General features: G+C 40.3%; 13 protein-coding genes and 1 pseudogene. 5 read left to right on the forward strand and 9 right to left on the reverse strand.

Features of this window, described 5'->3' with window-relative positions; all coding sequences use genetic code 11:
- Positions 1-245 precede the first annotated feature (245 nt).
- Both ACRX5O_RS14055 and ACRX5O_RS14060 read right to left on the reverse strand, forming a co-directional pair.
- On the reverse strand, positions 246-1,838 hold the full coding sequence (locus tag ACRX5O_RS14055; RefSeq protein ID WP_433906527.1) for a response regulator: 1,593 nt from the start codon (positions 1,836-1,838) through the stop codon (positions 246-248).
- A gap of 2 nt (positions 1,839-1,840) precedes the next feature.
- Positions 1,841-3,634: a cache domain-containing sensor histidine kinase gene (locus ACRX5O_RS14060; protein ID WP_433906528.1), complete on the reverse strand. Its 1,794-nt coding sequence runs from the start codon at positions 3,632-3,634 to the stop codon at positions 1,841-1,843.
- 175 nt (positions 3,635-3,809) lie between these two features.
- Here ACRX5O_RS14060 and ACRX5O_RS14065 point away from each other — a divergent pair, with 175 nt between their 5' ends.
- The 5 genes from ACRX5O_RS14065 (at position 3,810) to ACRX5O_RS14085 (ending at position 12,131) form a co-directional block, all read left to right on the forward strand.
- Complete coding sequence (locus tag ACRX5O_RS14065; RefSeq protein WP_433906529.1) at positions 3,810-4,778, forward strand: carbohydrate ABC transporter permease; 969 nt, start codon at positions 3,810-3,812, stop codon at positions 4,776-4,778.
- A complete protein-coding gene (locus ACRX5O_RS14070; protein WP_433906648.1) occupies positions 4,778-5,605 on the forward strand; it encodes a carbohydrate ABC transporter permease in 828 nt (275 codons plus the stop codon). The genes ACRX5O_RS14065 and ACRX5O_RS14070 overlap by 1 nt, the downstream gene beginning before the upstream one ends.
- Before the next feature lie 87 nt (positions 5,606-5,692).
- Entirely contained in the window at positions 5,693-6,988 is a 1,296-nt protein-coding gene (locus tag ACRX5O_RS14075; protein WP_433906530.1) for an ABC transporter substrate-binding protein, read from the forward strand.
- A gap of 702 nt (positions 6,989-7,690) precedes the next feature.
- Positions 7,691-9,313, forward strand: coding sequence for an SWIM zinc finger family protein (locus ACRX5O_RS14080; RefSeq protein WP_433906531.1), 1,623 nt, complete (start codon positions 7,691-7,693; stop codon positions 9,311-9,313).
- Positions 9,306-12,131, forward strand: coding sequence for a DEAD/DEAH box helicase (locus tag ACRX5O_RS14085; protein WP_433906532.1), 2,826 nt, complete (start codon positions 9,306-9,308; stop codon positions 12,129-12,131). Before ACRX5O_RS14080 ends, ACRX5O_RS14085 begins: the two co-directional genes overlap by 8 nt.
- Positions 12,132-12,315: 184 nt before the next feature.
- Here the strand turns inward: ACRX5O_RS14085 and ACRX5O_RS14090 are convergent, their stop codons facing one another.
- The 7 genes and pseudogenes from ACRX5O_RS14090 to ACRX5O_RS14120 all read right to left on the reverse strand — a co-directional run bounded on the left by ACRX5O_RS14090 (position 12,316) and on the right by ACRX5O_RS14120 (position 17,931).
- Positions 12,316-13,242, reverse strand: a complete 927-nt coding sequence (locus ACRX5O_RS14090) for an LCP family glycopolymer transferase (RefSeq protein WP_433906533.1) — start codon at positions 13,240-13,242, stop codon at positions 12,316-12,318.
- Between the two features lie 77 nt (positions 13,243-13,319).
- Positions 13,320-14,011, reverse strand: a pseudogene (locus ACRX5O_RS14095) (LrgB family protein).
- The gene (locus ACRX5O_RS14100) at positions 13,987-14,385 is read right to left on the reverse strand and encodes a CidA/LrgA family protein (RefSeq protein ID WP_433906534.1); all 399 of its coding nucleotides are present in this window, start codon (positions 14,383-14,385) and stop codon (positions 13,987-13,989) included. The pseudogene ACRX5O_RS14095 and the gene ACRX5O_RS14100 overlap by 25 nt, the downstream one beginning before the upstream one ends.
- A gap of 385 nt (positions 14,386-14,770) precedes the next feature.
- Positions 14,771-15,127, reverse strand: coding sequence for a single-stranded DNA-binding protein (ssb, locus tag ACRX5O_RS14105; protein WP_433906535.1), 357 nt, complete (start codon positions 15,125-15,127; stop codon positions 14,771-14,773).
- Between the two features lie 659 nt (positions 15,128-15,786).
- A complete protein-coding gene (locus tag ACRX5O_RS14110; protein WP_433906536.1) occupies positions 15,787-16,380 on the reverse strand; it encodes a hypothetical protein in 594 nt (197 codons plus the stop codon).
- A 20-nt stretch (positions 16,381-16,400) separates the two neighbouring features.
- The gene (locus tag ACRX5O_RS14115; protein WP_433906537.1) at positions 16,401-17,126 is read right to left on the reverse strand and encodes a DUF3037 domain-containing protein; all 726 of its coding nucleotides are present in this window, start codon (positions 17,124-17,126) and stop codon (positions 16,401-16,403) included.
- Positions 17,127-17,130: 4 nt separating this feature from the next.
- On the reverse strand, positions 17,131-17,931 hold the full coding sequence (locus ACRX5O_RS14120; protein ID WP_433906538.1) for a HipA family kinase: 801 nt from the start codon (positions 17,929-17,931) through the stop codon (positions 17,131-17,133).
- Between the last annotated feature and the right edge of the window lie 15 nt (positions 17,932-17,946).

Below are 17,946 nucleotides of genomic sequence, written 5' to 3' on the forward strand. Positions count from 1 at the left end.
GAATTTTATATAGTAAATTATGAGAATAGACAATCAACATCTTTCCTATTGCTCATAGACAAAATTCAACAAATTCCTATTACATTTATTAGGATAACAAAAATAAGTACAATTAAATAGGCTTATTTTCTTCCTAGTTATAGGATATTAGTACTATAATTCAGTAGCATAGTAACTAGTATTTATTTCATTTTTGTATCAATAAAAAGAAGCAACTCTTAGTAGAGTGCTTCCCTAGTAATCATTCATTTCTTCCCATCCAAACCCGCCCGATACTCATTCGGCGTAATCCCCACAACCTTCTTAAACACCTTACGAAAATACTTATCATCCTGATAGCCAATCATATTCGCAATCTCATAGATCTTCAGCTGACTATTTTTTAACAGAGATTTTGCTTTTTTCATGCGGATGTTCACAATGTAGTCAGAGATATTCACGTTAAATTCCTGCTTGAACTTTCGTGAAATATACTCTCTGCTAATGTAAAAATGCTCAGAAATCTCTTGTAGCTTCACGTCACGATCGAAATTTGCTTGCAAATACGCTTCAATATCTTCAATGATATTGCTTGTTTTCTTACTGGCCTGTTTCTTCAGCTTTCTCAAAAACAAACTGATCTCGCGCCTTTTCGCACCCACATATTCATCTAGCATGAAGTTCCCGTCTTCATCAAAAAACGAATCCACTCGTCCTTCGACATCTTCAGACACCTTCACCTCAAGCTTATTGGCTTTATACGAGCGATTGCTCAACAGCAAGTATTCATTTTCAAAATGCAATACTTGCCTAACCGATAAGTATTCCTGTTCAGTAAAATCAGTCCGCACCTGCTCGATGAGCTCGTCGAATGCTTCTATTTCCCCTGCTTGAATCGCCAGGTCTATGCTTGAGGAGTAATCCATAAGGCTCTTTAACGGTTTGTCTGGCATCACATATTCTACATACACCTTGCAGGCTTTCGGCTCCAACAGATTTCTGCCAACAAGTACCTTCCTCGCTTCTCGGTACGATTCCTTTAGCTGTGAGCTTTCCATGACCATTTTTCCTAAAGCAATTGGACAAGCGATATTCATAGCCGCTTTCAAGGATTCATAAATACCAGCAAGAATGTCCCCGACCTCATCAAACCGATCCCAAAAGATGATCACTACCTCACCCTTATTGGATAAATATCGAAAGCCAATTCCGCATTCTTTTTCTATTAAAATTTCGTTTACGACATTTAGCACCGTAAAATAGGTTAAATCACGGTCCCCACCAAATGCCTCAATTGTTCTGCGGTTCACCCGAATGATCCCCACCATGTAGCTTCGTGATGATTGAAACCCTAATTCCTCGAACAGACCCTCGTCTACACCTTCATCACTATTCATGAGCTGTGTGAACTTTCGGTCACGGTAGACAGGCTTCATCATATTCATCAACTGTCCGCTAGTTTCTTCTTTTTTTCGCTCCTGCTCTTCCTTTTTCCATTCGTTCACTGCCGTTTCGAGCGTTTGATTTAATATTTCCGGATCCACAGGCTTCAGCAAATAATCCGTGCTTCCGAAGTGAATGGCTTTTCTCATATAATGATAGTCATCGTAACCAGTGACGACGATCACCTTGCTTGTGGGGTGATTCCCTTTAATCCATTCTAGTAGCTTCGTGCCGTCCATTTTTGGCATTTTCATATCGGAAAAAATAATCTCTGGACGGTGTTTTTCAATCAGGTTCGTTGCTTCTTCCCCATTGCTCGCTTCATAGATCGTAGTGATTCCGTGCTTTTCCCACTCACCTAAAAGTTTGATTCCTTCACGTACATGCGTTTCATCATCAACAATTAAAACGATCACGGCTATTTCCCCTCCTTCGGCATTTCAACAGGAATATCAATGCTTACCCCAAAGCCTACTTCTCCATTTTTAAAAATAATAAAATTGGCTTGATTTCGATAATAAATCACTAATCGGTCATAAATATTTTTCAGTCCGATCGATTCAGAAGACTTCTCCGTTTCACTATATAATTCCTGACGAATGAGGCTTAATTGCTCCTCGGTCACACCAGTTCCATTGTCCTTCACACGGATTTGAAGCATCCGGTTCTCTTTGACAGAAGCAGAAATGGTAATCAATTGTTTGTCTGTATGCTGATCAAAGCCATGCTTAAAACAGTTTTCAACAATCGGCTGTAACATCATCTTCGGAACAAGAATTCCCTCGGCTTCCTTATCAATCACCAACTGAAATTGAAACTGATCATCGAATCGCTGTTTTTGCAGCTGCAAGTACGATTTCACATGTCGAATTTCGTGTGATAATGGGACAACATCTTCTCTCATATTCATGCTATACCGCATAATTCCAGCAAGTGACGTTAACAGCGTATACACCTTGGTCCCGTTTGCTTTGAGTGCTAACGTGCCAATCGATTGAAGCGAATTATATAAAAAATGCGGATTAATTTGCGAGCGCAAAACACGAAGCTGGGAGGCTTTATTTTCAATATCCAACCGGTATTCGCGTTCAATTAGTTCATTTATTTTTTCAATCATGCTCTTAAAATGTTTTCCTAGCATACCAATTTCGTCGTTTCCTAATGACTCAAAATCAGCCTTGAACTCCCCTTTTTCTACCTTTTTCATATTGGTGATAAGCACTTTGATGGGGGCTGTAATTTTAAAAGAAACAAACATCGTGGCAACTAAAACGACCACCATTGTCACAATACCGATTAGAATGTTGGTATAGGCTGTCTGACGAGCGATTTGGTACAACACATCATACGGAATTCGCTTCGCAATATACCAATTTTCCACAGGCCCTGAAAATTGGTCAAACACGATCACCCCTTCGTCCCACTCGAGGCTCTTCGTGGAAGCTGGTTGCTGCTTGATTGGCTCGTACCAACTCTCCGTCATCGGTTCTCCAATTACCTCTTCATTTGAGGAATACACCACGATTCCTTGGTCATTTACGATAAAAAGCTCTTCGGCGTCCTTCGTATATAATCGATCCGCTACCGCACCGATTCTCGATAAATTAATATCAATCGAAAGAAAACCTAAGATATCTTCCGCTGGGACATCGCGAATGACACTGTGAAAGCTGAGAACCTTTGTACTCTGTGATTTCGGTATAAAGGACATATTGTTATAGCTTGTTATTTCATGTGGCGGTTCAATCAAATAAAAATCGTCATGGTCTGGCAGCTGAGCATAATAAGGATGCGAAAGAATATCCTCATATTCTCCACGGCCACTGATTGTAGAATGATAGTTTATAAACGAATCTTTTTCCTTATCAATGTATAAATGCATTTGTTCAATTTCAGGTCGGGTATTAAATAAATACGCAAGCGCTCTTCTTATTTCGCCTTGATTACTTCCTATATCATCAGAGATTCCTTCTCGCATTACACTCATTAATGGATCATATCGATAGAGAACAGTGGTCATTTGCGCAATATCCTCCAAATATACCGTGAGTTCCTGCTCACCCTTTGCAATGAGATCGTGGTTCGTGGAAACAAACTGATCATTAATGGAGTTAGTCGTCTGGTAATACGTAATTCCGATCGCCATACCAAATGGGAGGATGGTTGCTAGCATTAAAAAGATGATTAACTTTTTTCGAATTCCCCATTTCATCGCTTTTCCTCATCCTTCCTTGGTAGAAATCCCACTCATTGTAGCACAATTTTCTCGGACTTCAACAGTGGGTGTAAAAAAAGAAACGGTTCAATATTTTCCACCCAGTTGGTCAATGTAAGCCGTTTCATAGTTTCTTAAAATAGTTGAAAATAGGTCTATGGAGGTGCTGGGGATGAATAGCCAAAGTAATGTAAAAGAAGTGGACGGATCAGTGATTGTAAGCGAGACAACCAAGCACAAGACTGAATCCAAACCTTTCCTAAGTAAAAAGAAGCTGGAAAACGCAGGGTTGTTTACCTTATTCGTAGGACCTGTTTTCTTGGCATTTACCTTGATTGTCTTGATTCCTTTCTTTACAGGCATTTATTATGCGTTTACAGATTGGAATGGGGTTACCGGTTCGGTTCAATGGGTGGGCCTTGATAACTTCAAGTATTTACTTTTTGAAGATAAACAGTTTCACGCTTCATTTATTTTAACAACAAAATACACAGTGGTAGCGATCGTGCTAACAAACGCAATCGGTTTTGGATTAGCGCTTCTCGTAACACAAATGCTGAAAACAAGTAATATTTTACGAACGGTCTTCTTCATGCCGAATCTACTAGGCGGTCTATTGCTAGGATTCATTTGGCAGTTCATTTTTGTAAAAGGATTTGCTTCAATCGGCGAGATCACAGGAATTCCACTTTTTGAACTAGCTTGGCTAGGAGATGCAAGCTCGGCGTTCTGGGGAATCGTGATTGTGAGTGTGTGGCAAGGTGCTGGTTACATTATGATCATCTATATCGCAGCACTGCAAAACGTTCCACAAGAATTAATTGAAGCAGCTCGAATTGATGGAGCGAACAGATGGCAGATTCTGCGACACATCACGATGCCGTTAGTTGCACCAGCTGTAACAATTTGTTTATTCTTAACAACTGCATCATCATTTAAGATCTTTGATGCGAACCTTTCTTTAACTAATGGTGGACCTTTTAAGTCAACAGAAATGTTAGCACTTAATATCTATACAGAGGCCTTTGTTAACAACCGTTATGGAATCGGTGAAGCTAAGGCATTGATTTTCTTCCTTATTGTAGCAGCGATTTCTGTGCTGCAAGTGACGATTTCTAAGAAAAGGGAGGTTGAATCGTGATGGGTCACAAGTATACAGGGAGAACATTTATTGTTGAGATCCTTGCCATCGCACTCGGACTCGTGTTCTTAGTCCCTTTCTATTATGTTGTGTCAAACTCATTGAAGCCTTTCGCCGAGATTTTAACGAACACCTCGGCATTACCGAAAGTGTTTCAGTTTGAGAATTATGTACAAGCGTTTGAGAAACTAGATTACTTGAATGTATTTACAAACTCTTTAATTATCACCGTCTCAAGTAATATCGTCCTAGTCATTTTTTGCTCGATGGCTGCTTATATGCTTGTTCGTACAAAAAAGAAGATTAGTAACGTGATTTTTATGAGCTTTGTTGCCGCAATGATCATTCCGTTCCAATCGATCATGATTCCGCTGATTAAAACAGCTGGAAACTTCGGATTACTGAACAGCATTTGGGGCCTTGTGATTATGTACTTAGGCTTCGGATCTGGGATGACGATCTTTTTGTACCACGGGTTTATTAAAGGAATTCCGGTTGAACTGGAAGAAGCAGCGATTATTGATGGCTGCTCACGATTCGGGGTTTTCTGGAGAATTGTTTTTCCATTATTAAAACCGATTACCGTAACGATTGTGATTTTAAACAGCTTATGGATTTGGAATGACTTCTTATTGCCGTCTCTTGTTCTTCAAGATCCGGAACTAAGAACGATTCCACTTGCAACCTTCTTCTTCTTCGGTCAATATACGAAGCAGTGGGATTTAGCACTAGCTGCATTGGTTCTTGGAATTATCCCATTATTGATTTTCTTCTTCTCGATGCAAAAGCACATCATTAAAGGGATTACTAGCGGTTCCATTAAGTAAGGGTTTTACCTCCACGGTCTGAAAAGCTCAGACTGTGGAATCAAATATAAAAATTTTAAAGATCTTTTTCCAAGGGGGAAAACAAAAATGGCTTTAAAGTTGAAAAAGTATTCTGTATTAGCAGGTGTCTTGTCTGCCTCACTTCTTTTAGGAGCATGTTCAAGTGATAGCGCGTCAGGCGACAAGGAAAGTGGAAGCAAGGATGATAAGATTGTTATTGATGTTTTCCAAGGTAAGGTTGAAATTGCTGATCAATTGAAAGCGTTAACAGATGAATATACAAAAGAAAACCCTGATGTAACATTCAATATTGAAACCGTTGGAGGCGGAGCGGACGGAGCGGCTGCTCTTAAAGCAAAGTTTGCTTCCAATAAAGCTCCTGATATCTTCATGAACGACGGAGATGCAGCAGCACTTGTTTGGAAGGATAAGTTTGAAGATCTATCTGATCAACCATGGATTGACGATGCATTCGAAGGTACATTAGACGGAATGACGATCGATGGCAAAGTATACGGAATGCCGTTAAACATGGAAGGATACGGATTCGCCTACAACAAGGCACTATTTGAAAAAGCAGGAATCACTGAGCTTCCTACAACATTCTCTGAATTAGAAGCGGCTGCTAAGAAGCTTCAAGACGCTGGAATCACTCCATTCTCTATCGGATACGGCGAGTGGTGGGTATTAGCAAACCACGGATTAAACGTTCCATTTGCTTACCAAGAAGACACAGAGGCTTTCTTTAACGGCTTAAATGATGGCTCTGGAAAAATTGAAGGAAACGAATATGTGAGCAAGTATTTCGACCTAATTGACTTAACAATCAAGTACGGTAACAAAAATCCATTAACAACTGACTACAACACTCAAGTTACTCTATTTGCGACTGGTGAAGTGGCTATGACGCAACAAGGGAACTGGATTCAACCAATGCTAGACAAGATCAACCCTGAAATCGAAGTTGGCTTCATTCCAATGCCACTTACGGACGATGCCGCTCAAGCGGATAAGCTAATGGTTGACGTTCCAAGTAACTGGGTTATTCACAATGGTGCTACAGATGAAGAAAAAGAAGCAGCGAAGGACTTCTTAAACTGGATGGTTACTTCTGACGCTGGTAAAACAGCTATGACAAAAGAATTCAAGTACATCCCTGCTTTCAAATCAATCGACGCTTCTGCTGACGACATCGGACCTCTAGGTGCTGACCTTCTAAAGTACTCTAAAGAAGGCAAAACATACTCTTGGCAGTTCATGAAATACCCAGATGGTGCTGGTCAGGAATTCGGTGCAGCTCTTCAAGCATACGTGGGCGGCCAAGCTTCAAAAGAAGAAACAATGAAAGCTTTCGACGACACTTGGAAAAAGCTTAAGAAATAATTAAATGAGGAATTTTAGAACTGACTCGAGTCAGCCGTAGGATATTACACGGCTGGTTGGGTCAGTTTTTTTGTTTTGTTGTTGAGTTTTGTTGTGTATGTTGATTGGTCGGGAGTACCCCTTATGGTAATTAGACCCATATATTTGCTTTTTGGCTCTCATATTCACCCTATGGCTCATATAATCTCAATCAGGCTCTTAAAATTAGGATCAGACTCATAAAAGCAGTAAAGAGGGAAAAAAAGAAAGAAAATCCAGCTGTATACCCCCACCAAACAAGTAAATTAACCTCCATATATTAAATATCGCTAGAAACCCTTAGCATATCTCTGAAATCCAATACCCCAATTAGTATAAAGGCTCATAAACCAAATAAAACAACTCATAAAAGCCAAAACCGTCCACCCCAGACGGACAAAAGAGGCATTTCTGTCCACGAATGGTGACAGACACCATAAAAAGACACTTTCCCCACATTTGTCCACGAAGGGTGTCTGTCACCGCAAAAAGACACTTTCCCTACATTTGTCCACGACCGGTGACAGACACCACAAAAAGACACTTCCCCCCATTCTGTCCACGAGGGGTGTCTGTCACCTCAAAAAGACACTTTCCCACATTCTGTCCGCGAGGGGTGTCTGTCACCGCATTCGGTGGTATAATGGAGGATAGACTATTTTTGATAACGGGAGGGTTGGACGGATGTCACATATCCCTGAGGTATACAAAGAATTAATTGAAGCGGCTGCTGCAGATGTTTCGAAGCTCCTTAGTCCAGGTTATGAACCGGATGCAAAGCTGATGCAAAAGGGACTTCTTATATATAGGCAAGGACTCGTTACAAAGGTCCGCTACGAGGATGGCTCGGTTACATCAACGGTTCAGGATGTTACACCGGTGTTTGTTCAGGTGGAGTTGAACTTCTTCCAAACAAGCTCCTGTTCCTGCCCAGCTGATGGAATTTGCCGTCATATCGTCGCTACCTTTCTTTATGCTTTTTCCCAAGTCGGCAGTGTGGCTGACTGGGTCGAGGAATGGCGCACCCCTCTTCATGAGAAGAAAACTGCGCAACAGCTCGGACTCATGAAGGCCAAGGATTTAATGAAAGGATCAGGCTCCATCAAACCCGATTACGATCATTGGGTTCAAACCTTTCAAAACAGCTTCCAATCCATCATGAAGGGCCAAGGTACACCCAAGCCCTACCTCATCCCAGAACTGTACCAGGCATATACGAGACGCCTCCGTGCAAGTGCACCTGTTGAACAAGAATGGAAGCAGCTCTACCTGCTGATCGGAAACATCTTTTCGTTCCGCCAGTTACTCAATTTAAGCCAGGAATCCGGTCATAGCTCCTATGACATTGAAAGAAACTACCAGCAGCTATTTTTCTCTCTCATTGACGAAACCGAAGTGCTCATCAACCGCCTGAGCGTACACGCCCTTCCCTTCGCCTTTGATGAGTTCATTGCCCGATTGAAGGATGATGTAACCGACCTTCTCATCGACGAGGTCGCCTTGGAATTCGAACGGATCCAACTTTATCAGCTGCTTTGGAGTTCTCTTTTTAAAAAGAAGCATTGGCGTGAAGAAGAGCTAGAAAAACTTGCGAACCTTGGAAAAATCAATGGCTCCTACGCCCTATCACTTGGCTACATCCATCTCAACCTATTGTTAAAACGAGACGAAAAAGCTTTATCCATCATCAGCCAGCACGAAGCAGACATTAGTCCTTTTCTTCTCATCTGGTTAGAGGATTTTAAATCACAGCGCGATTGGAAACGTATGGGGCCATTCGTTGATGCATTTATTGGATACTTACGACCCTATTTACTCAGCTTACCAAACAGCTACGCGTGCTTTGACTTCACACGGTATGCAACAAGAGTGCTGCAATCGTATTGCTCAGAATCGAATCGAATCGATCTTTATGAAAAAATTCTCATGCAGCTTCTTCCCTATAGCTACCGTGAATACGAGCAATACTTATATATGGAAAAGCAATACGAAAAATGGAGCGACCTGCAAGCCTATATCGGCTATGACATGACCTCCATCTCGACCGATAAAATCAAAGAGCTACAAAAAGAGGATCCATCCGTCCTATTACCGCTGTATCATCAATCGATTCAAAAAAATATTGATTTGAAAAATCGAGGCAACTATCGCCAAGCCGTTCGTGAGCTAAAAAAGCTTCGAACACTATACAAAAAACTCAAACGCCAAGATGAGTTTGAGCAATTTTTCGACCTATTACTTGAACGAACGAAACGTCTTCGAGCATTTCACGAAGAATGTCAAAGGGGTAAGCTGATTCATGCTTAAAACGAGACTCGTACACATACACATTCGTCATATAGAGAACAATCGCTACTTTATTTGGGCAACCAATGACCATAACGACGACGTCCAACCGTCACAGTGGAAATCGCTTCTTTTTAACCGCCACAAGGAATCGTATTACGGAACCTTTGTCGATGAAGAGACGATTGACCAACATCCCGGCGTGTCCATCGACGCTTGGCAGCTTGTCTCACTTTTAGCACAAGAGCAATTCAACCAGCTCATTGAGTGGGATTGGGATGAAACGGCGCAAATCTGCCTAGCTTCTGCCCATTCACTACACGAAGCAATTTCGGAAAAAGATTGGCTTCCTGACTTTTCAGCGTGGGAACAAGACGAATTCCGCTGGGCTCTTCCTGAACGAGTAAAGCAGGAATTTGATCCGTCTTTTTTCGAGCAGCAGATTTCCGAGGAAGAAACCGTTCAACTTTTTATAGAAAAATGGTTTGATTCCTCCCTTAGTGCCTTCTTCGACAGAAATCAGGAATGGCACGAAAAGGTCGGAGTGAAGCTTGATGCCTTGAAAAATCAAGCCTTGTCTCCTCGCGCATTGGCTACGTATTTTGATGAAGAAACATGGAGTGAATGGATTGGCTTAAAGGAATCCCAAGTCCCCTTTTCACTGGGCCTCCGCTTAGAGGAGCCAGCTGATCTTGATGGAACATGGGAGTTACAAGTCTTTTTACGCGGAAAAAATCAACCAGATCTGATTGTTGATGTCAAAGATGACAGCAATAAGCCAACGGCCTGGTATGCGTACGATTCGTATATTGAACGTGAGCAGCAGCGTTGGGTCGAACTTTTTCCATGGCTTGAAGGAAGACGCGGAGTCACTAGTCAGTTAACCGAAAACGATGCTTGGATGTTCTTGTCGGATGCGAGTGAAACGTTGCTGGCACTTGGAGTCGAAATTCTCCTCCCTTCTTGGTGGCAAGCGATGAAGAATGCGAACTTGAAGGTCAAAGCGAAGCTCAAAGGAACGGGCTCACGCGGTCAGTCATTTGTAGGCCTACAGGCGATGCTTGATTACAACTGGCGCTTCTCGATGAACGGAGTGGAGCTGAGTGAGGATGAGTTCCATCAGCTTGTTGAGGAAAAAAGACGTCTTGTGTTTATTCGCGGTCGTTGGATCAAGCTCGATCCAGGATTTATTCGCACCATTCAAGACCTGATGAAAAAGGCGGAAAAAGAAGGCTTACACGTGAGGGACCTCATTCAGCAGGAGCTTTTAGGTGGGGATGACGAAGATCCTTCACAATCGCTAGATGATCCACGTGCATTTGCCAAAATACAAATTGAGCTGAACCGTCAGTGGAAGCAAATGATCAAGCAGCTTCAGGACGTTCGTTCGATACCCGAGGTTGCAGTGCCAGAAAGTTTCCTCGGTGAGCTGAGACCATACCAAAAACAAGGCATGAGCTGGCTATTGTTCTTACGTAAGTATGGGTTTGGCGCAATTTTAGCCGACGATATGGGACTTGGAAAAACGATTCAGTTGATCAGTTACCTTTTACAGGTGAAAAAAGAGGACAAAAACCCGGCACCCGCTCTGATTGTTTGTCCAACCTCTGTACTCGGCAACTGGCAAAAGGAAATCGAACGTTTTGCACCAAATATGAACGTATACCTTCATTACGGTTCCAATCGTTTGAAAGAAGAGAAGTTCAAGGAGAAAGTGCTGGAGTCCGACGTCGTCCTCACCTCCTATGGACTCACTCATATCGACACAGCCGAATTCGATCCCATTACGTGGAGCTCAGTTGCGATCGACGAAGCGCAAAATATTAAAAACGCTGGAACAAAGCAGTCCCGTGCGGTCCGAAAGCTGAATGGTAAGCACCACATCGCACTAACCGGAACACCGATGGAAAATCGTTTGACCGAGCTTTGGAGCATTTTTGATTTTACAAATCACGGCTATCTAGGAAGCTTAGGGAATTTCCAGAAAAAGTTCGTCTTGCCGATTGAAAAAGACAATGAGAAAGAAAAAATCGGTGAGCTTCAAGCATTGATTCGACCATTCTTACTAAGACGGACGAAAAAAGATGAAGAAGTGGCACTCAATTTACCGGATAAGCAGGAGCAAAAGGAATACTGTCCGCTTACTGCCGAGCAGGCATCACTGTACGAGCAACTCGTTCAAGATACGTTCGCTCAGATCGAAACACTTACTGGGCTTGAGCGAAAGGGTCTTATTTTACAATTATTGAGCCGCTTAAAGCAGCTATGCAATCACCCTGCTCTTTACTTGAAGGAAGAAAAGCCGTTACAGCTTCTCGAACGTTCGGTTAAGCTCGAAAAATTAACCGAGCTCATCGAAGCCGTACTCGAGCGCGAGGAAAGCGGCCTAATCTTTACTCAGTACATCGAGATGGGTGAAATCATTCGACGCGTGTTAAATAAGAAATATGGAATTGAAGTTCCTTTCTTAAATGGAAGTGTGCCAAAAGCAAAGCGTGACGAAATGATTACACGATTCCAAAACCGCGAGTTCCCTGTGTTCCTGCTAAGCTTGAAAGCCGGTGGAACCGGGTTAAATCTAACAGCGGCGAATCACGTCATCCACTACGATCGCTGGTGGAATCCAGCCGTCGAAAACCAAGCAACCGACCGTGCGTACCGAATCGGACAAAAGCGATTCGTCCACGTTCACAAATTCATCAGCACAGGCACACTCGAAGAAAAAATCGATGCCATGCTAGAGAAAAAACAAACGCTAAACGATGCCATCATCCAAAGCGACAACTGGATTACCGAGCTCTCCACCGACGAGCTCCGCGACTTAATCCTCCTCTCCTAGTAAAAACGGTGTCTGTCACCACAGAAAGACAGATTGAGCCATTTTGTCCGCCTGTAGTGGACATTTTACATTTTGTCTACTGTCCGTCTCAGGTGGACAAAACTAACAAAAGTGTCCACGAAGGGTGTCTGTCACCGCAAGCGGGACGTAGAAAGCCCCAGCCTCAATGGCTGGGGCTTTTCCTTTATATCGCTAAGTGTCCTTTTAGCTCCTGTTGGACTCGTTCTCTTTCCTCGTCGGAAACAAAGAGGTACCATACTTTTCCAATGTACCCGCCTTCTCCTTGTATGGTTAGTTGGTCAATCATACTTCCAGATTTCCGATAGTTTTTCTGGATATCGACCATTTGATCCCAGGTTAGGTTGGTTCGAACATTTTCTCCGAGTGCGGAGAAAATATTATCAAAATTGGTTAACGAGCTAAAGCTTGCTCCTTCACGAATGACTCCTCGAATAATTTGGCGCTGGCGCTGCTGTCTTCCGAAATCTCCTTGTGGGTCATCGTATCTCATCTGTACATACGAAAGAGCTTCCTTACCCGTTAAGCTGATTTGACCTTCTTTAAAAGTAACACCACCGTTAGAAAACTCAAACGAGTTGTTTACTGTAATTCCACCTACTGCATCCACAATATCTTGAAAGCCTTCCATATTCACCTTTATATAATAGTCAATCGGGATGTCGAGGAAGTTTTCAACTGTTGCCATCGCCATTTCTTCATTTCCGTAGGCATACGCATGATTAATCTTATCCTCGGTACCACGGCCAACAATCTCCACTCTCGTATCACGCGGAATACTTAACATCTTCACTGTCTCTAATTCCGGATTAACCGTCAACACGATCATCGTATCTGATCGGCCTTTATCTCCTTCTCTCTCGTCCACACCAAGCATCAGCACAGAAAAAGGCTCCTTCGTCTCAAGCGAAACCTCCTGTGTCCTTTTATTGGAAACTTTCCGACTCGTAGGATCATGCATCGTTTCCACCGCTTTACTTAATGAATGATACACCGAGTATGCGTACGCACCTGCTCCAAGAAAAAGCAGCAGCAGGACGATTCCTGTTACCCTTACCCATCTCCGCTTTTTCTTACGCCTTTCTGCCCTCATAAAGACAAACCTCCCTTTATGAAAACAGAATACCAGAAAAATTATCCAATTTTATAAAAAGTGTTCGACAATTTCTTTTACATATAAAACAACCAAACCACCATCGTCCCAAAACTAGAACCTAAAATTGCACTTAACGTCATAGAAACCGAGCTAATGGAAACCGTTAATTCATCGAACTCTTTCGCTTTCGAGGTTCCAATCGCATGGGAGGCACTACCAAAGGCAATTCCTCTTCCCAGTGGACTTGTAATCCGGAACCACCTAAAAATAAGCGGTCCTAAAACGGCTCCTGTAAGACCTGCCAGCAACACAAATACGATGGTCAAAGAAGGAATTCCCCCGATCGCCGATGCCACCTGGATGGCAACTGGTGTAGTAATCGATTTAGGAATAATAGATCGAATGATATCTTGAGAAACTCCTAAAACCTCTGCGAGCAACACGCCACTGATCATTCCTACCACTAAACCCATAAGCACCCCTCCCACAATCGGAATAAGCTGACCCATTAACGTTTTTCTCTGCTTATACAACGGAAGAGCAAGAGCAACAACCGCTGGCCCAAGCAACTGGTTGATCCATTCTCCGCCGATCATATACGTTTCATAGGATAGTTGAAACACGCTTAATAACACAATGATCGCAATGGTTGTCGTTAGCAACGGAAGAAGAAACGCGAAAGAATACTTCAAGTACAATCGGTTCATCACAAGGTACATGCCGACTGTTAAACCACAATGATTATTGAGACAAGGAATTGTTGCACTGAATTTTCTCCTTTCTTTTTTGTGCGATTCTTTCCAAAAGCTGACTACACCAGCCAGCTGAAATCATCGTCACGATGGTACTTACAATGATAATCCCGAATAAGATTACCCCTTTTCCTGAAAAAAGGGACGGTTCATTCATCACGCTGACCGTTGCTGGTACTAGAAGCAATGGGAGAAAAGTGATGAGAACATTCGCACCGTCCTGAATCCAATGGATGGGGATAATTTTTAAAAATAATAAAATCAATAATAATAGCAATCCAATAATACTCCCAGGAAGAGGGATATGGAGAAAGTCTTTAAGGAAACTGCCTATATAAAATAAACCAAACAAAATACCAATCTGAAAAATCACCTTTGTAACATACATAGTCGAGTTGATCCGCCACCTTATTTAAAAGACTATCCTCATTTTACTATAAAAACTTTTAGTAGAGAGTCGATTGGACTGCATTCTCTTCGCTGTTATTTCTATCGAAATAAAGGCTTGATTCTGCATTCCAATCGACAATTGATTTTTCCACCCAAACAAAAAAACGAGCAGCCAATAAGCTGCTCGAATAGTGAGGGGGAGTGAGGTGGTCATTGATTCTATATAAGGGGGGAAATATGAGGATTATTTTAGTAATATCTTAAGTGTGTTTCTCGTATCGCACATTCTAACTGAGCGATTCTCATTTGTAAGAGAGATATATGTTCATGGGATTTCCCCACGAGCTCGATCAGCTGTTCCACTACATTTTCGTTCATTTGTTTCAAGGAGCAACGACCTCTCTTTCTGGGGGAGGAGTTGGAAGTGGGATTTTTTCCACTCGGTTATCTTCTCTTCTCGGACCGATGAATCGAACGTTTTCTGCAACCACTTCCGTTACATACGTTCTTTTCCCCTGATGGTCATAGCTGCGTGTCTGGATTCTGCCGGTAATGCCAATGAGGGAGCCCTTTTTACAAAAGGCAGTCGTGTTCTCGGCGGTTTTTCGCCATAAGGTACAATGAACAAAGTCTGCGTCCACCTCTCCTTTTTGGTTTCGATACTGTCGGTTTACTGCGAGGGTAATATTGCAGAGATATACTCCTTCTGGGGTAACCTTCAAATCTGGATCCTTCGTCAACCTCCGAAACTTATGATAAGCAGTATTTTTGTATATGCTTAATCAACCATTGATAAACAGCCATTTGTAAGGTAAATACCGCTTTTTTATAATTGGACAAAAATTTGATTAAACACCAATCTATTTAAAGGTATTATTTCGGTGCTTATTAATCAAATTTTGGACATTTCCAAATGAAAGTTTCACTTTCATTTCCTTGCATTATTTTTCCACTGCTATTATATTTGGGCTAAATAATAGTTAGTAATAAACTTTTTGATAAAACAATAATGAAACGGTTGTTGACTTTTTTAAGCTATGTTAAATACTATTGTTGATAAATGATCAAAAAAAATAAGGACCCATAAGTGGGCCCTTATTTTAAAATCTGTTGAAGATAAGCACTCGTTGAAGAAGGGTACTAAGTAACTTTAAAATCTTTTGGAGCCCACACTGCTATTTCATTGCCTGGAACAGCTACAGTTAACCATTCGTGACCGCCGTATCCCTCTCCATCTCCAGCTTGACAACACTCAAAATTTTTATCATAGCCGTTAACATAAAGCACTTTGCTGGACTTAAAAGTTATTAACAAGTGGGGAGATTTCTATTACCAGATACTTAGATAAAAAGACCTCAGAATATACCGAGGTCTTTTTTAATATGATATGTTGTAATAATTAATCCCTATCTTTAAAATCTAATTCAACTTTTTTTGAAAGAGTAATAAAGGTATCAATAATCTCTCTTTCTGATTCACTGGTAATATTCTCTTTAATATTTTTCTCATGAACTTCCAGAATATTATTTAAAAGTTTAAAAGATTGAATCACATTCAAGAAAATGTTTATACTTTGACCATCTAATCTTTTGAGGGATAATAAATACTCTCCATCTTTATTTGAAAGGACACTAGTACTTCTCAAGCTATATGGATGTTCAAAATTGGATGATATTTTTCTTATTAATTCATTATGGAAATAAGCTAAGAGATCAAGTTCTGCCTTGATAGAGGTATTTATTAGTTTTTTTTCGGTTAATAATTTTATTACTTTCTTGGAATTAGATAGTAATGTGAACAAAAAGTTAGCAGCCTCTTCACCATATTTAGCAGGAAAATAGTATCCAAAGAAAAAATCCATGTGATCCAAGTAATTCTCACTATTATTTACTTCAGAAAGCTGTTTAGAAATAATAGCTAGCTCTCCATGTTTATTTATTACATTGGTTCTAAATTCTTCATATCCATTTAATATTTCATCAATGTTTTCCATAATAGTTCCCCTTAAATTTATCAAAAAATACTAACTAAATCTATTTCCTCTTCTTCATAGGTCTCTCTAATAATATTATTTTTGAATTGGTTAAAATTAATTGAATGATTATTAATAAATTGGACTTCTGGTAGCCTATTCTCTACTAAATGTTCAATTGATACCGCTTTTTCTAAATTAGATATCCTTTTTAGGTAGCTTACTCTATTTTGTTTTAATGAGCTATTTATTTTTGCGTCAATTATATCCAATGAATCATTAGAATAACTAATATACCTAGATACAAAATCACTTCCTGATTTTAAAATTGAAGATTGATAAAAACTAACGGCCTCTTGATGTACTAGCGAAGCAATCCTCTTTCTTAAAGCATCTTCCTCGATACTCACTTGCTCATCAAATAAACTTTCAAGATCTTGTTCAAGGTCTTCAATTATATAAGTTTTATAAGAGCTTATTTTTATAGAGGTATTAAAAAGTTTTGCCAACTCTTCTAGGGGATTAATAGGAAGTGAAACATTTTTAGTAATTCCATCTATAGAATTAAAAAAATCATCAATTAAAGATTTAAAAGAATTGCAATTAATTTCTTGAGAAAAAAAAGCCATCTTTTTTAATGCTAATTCTGTATCTAATTTATAGATTAACTTATTCTCTTGGGGAGAAAATAATAATACACCAATATTAATATTTTCGTCCCTTGTTAGTTTAGGGATGTATTTTATAACAGAATAAAACCCTTTCACGACATCACCCCACCATCTCAAAAATTTTATTTTGATTTGAAAAAACATATTCTTCAATATGCCCTTTTCTATGAATTAAATACGCAAACATTTTTTCTTTTTCTAATTGCGAAATTCCCCACTGATCAGGGATAGATTGAATAATATGTTCTATATGATCGTCCGATATCCCTTTTAAATGAGAAATAAATTCTAAAATTTCCTCATTAGGATGTGAAAAAGAATTCTTTAATTGTTCAAAAAGGTTAAAATAGACTACATCTTGCCTTGAACAGCTAACAATTGATGAAAGCCTTTCTTCTAAGCTTTGATTAGTCCACTTTCTGTCACCAAATGCTTCGGAATGGTCAATAATTCTCAATTGGCCAAAATCGTTGGTTATTAATAGATTACTGTACTCATTACCTCTATCAACATTATAAATCCATTGGTCGAAAACAAGTATTTTACTAATATCATCTAAATTAGTAATTCTATTTAGATTGTATGGACTTAAACGACTTGCATTCTCATCAAAAGCTATTCCTAAGTGTTGTTCACATGTTACAGAACCATATCCTTCTTCTATTAAAAGGTCCCTATCTATATTAACCATTTTTAACTCATAGCAAGGTAGCCCCAGTTTCTTAGCAAGTAATCCGCTGACATATTCATTTGGTAGAATCCTAGACCCATAGTTTTCGTCGTAAAATTTAACAGCATAAGTTTTTTTATCAGAGCATGAAAAAGTCCTAAAAAATGCTCCTTTAGTATTTGTCATGTCACTATTACAGTATTTAGCCATAGTAGTCTCACAGTGTAACATACCCTACTTCCCCTT

Origin of the sequence: Robertmurraya mesotrionivorans, assembly GCF_050971805.1 — a bacterium.
Lineage (GTDB): Bacteria > Bacillota > Bacilli > Bacillales > Cytobacillaceae > Robertmurraya_A.

Excerpts from the sequence above, each read along its gene's own strand:
- ACRX5O_RS14060 (WP_433906528.1), bottom strand. The coding sequence starts at position 3,634 with ATGAAATGGGGAATTCGAAAAAAGTTAATCATCTTTTTAATGCTAGCA.
- ACRX5O_RS14065 (WP_433906529.1), top strand. The coding sequence starts at position 3,810 with ATGAATAGCCAAAGTAATGTAAAAGAAGTGGACGGATCAGTGATTGTA.
- ACRX5O_RS14070 (WP_433906648.1), top strand. The coding sequence starts at position 4,778 with ATGGGTCACAAGTATACAGGGAGAACATTTATTGTTGAGATCCTTGCC.
- ACRX5O_RS14075 (WP_433906530.1), top strand. The coding sequence starts at position 5,693 with ATGGCTTTAAAGTTGAAAAAGTATTCTGTATTAGCAGGTGTCTTGTCT.
- ACRX5O_RS14080 (WP_433906531.1), top strand. The coding sequence starts at position 7,691 with ATGTCACATATCCCTGAGGTATACAAAGAATTAATTGAAGCGGCTGCT.
- ACRX5O_RS14085 (WP_433906532.1), top strand. The coding sequence starts at position 9,306 with ATGCTTAAAACGAGACTCGTACACATACACATTCGTCATATAGAGAAC.
- ACRX5O_RS14090 (WP_433906533.1), bottom strand. The coding sequence starts at position 13,242 with ATGAGGGCAGAAAGGCGTAAGAAAAAGCGGAGATGGGTAAGGGTAACA.
- ACRX5O_RS14100 (WP_433906534.1), bottom strand. The coding sequence starts at position 14,385 with ATGTATGTTACAAAGGTGATTTTTCAGATTGGTATTTTGTTTGGTTTA.
- ACRX5O_RS14110 (WP_433906536.1), bottom strand. The coding sequence starts at position 16,380 with ATGGAAAACATTGATGAAATATTAAATGGATATGAAGAATTTAGAACC.
- ACRX5O_RS14120 (WP_433906538.1), bottom strand. The coding sequence starts at position 17,931 with ATGTTACACTGTGAGACTACTATGGCTAAATACTGTAATAGTGACATG.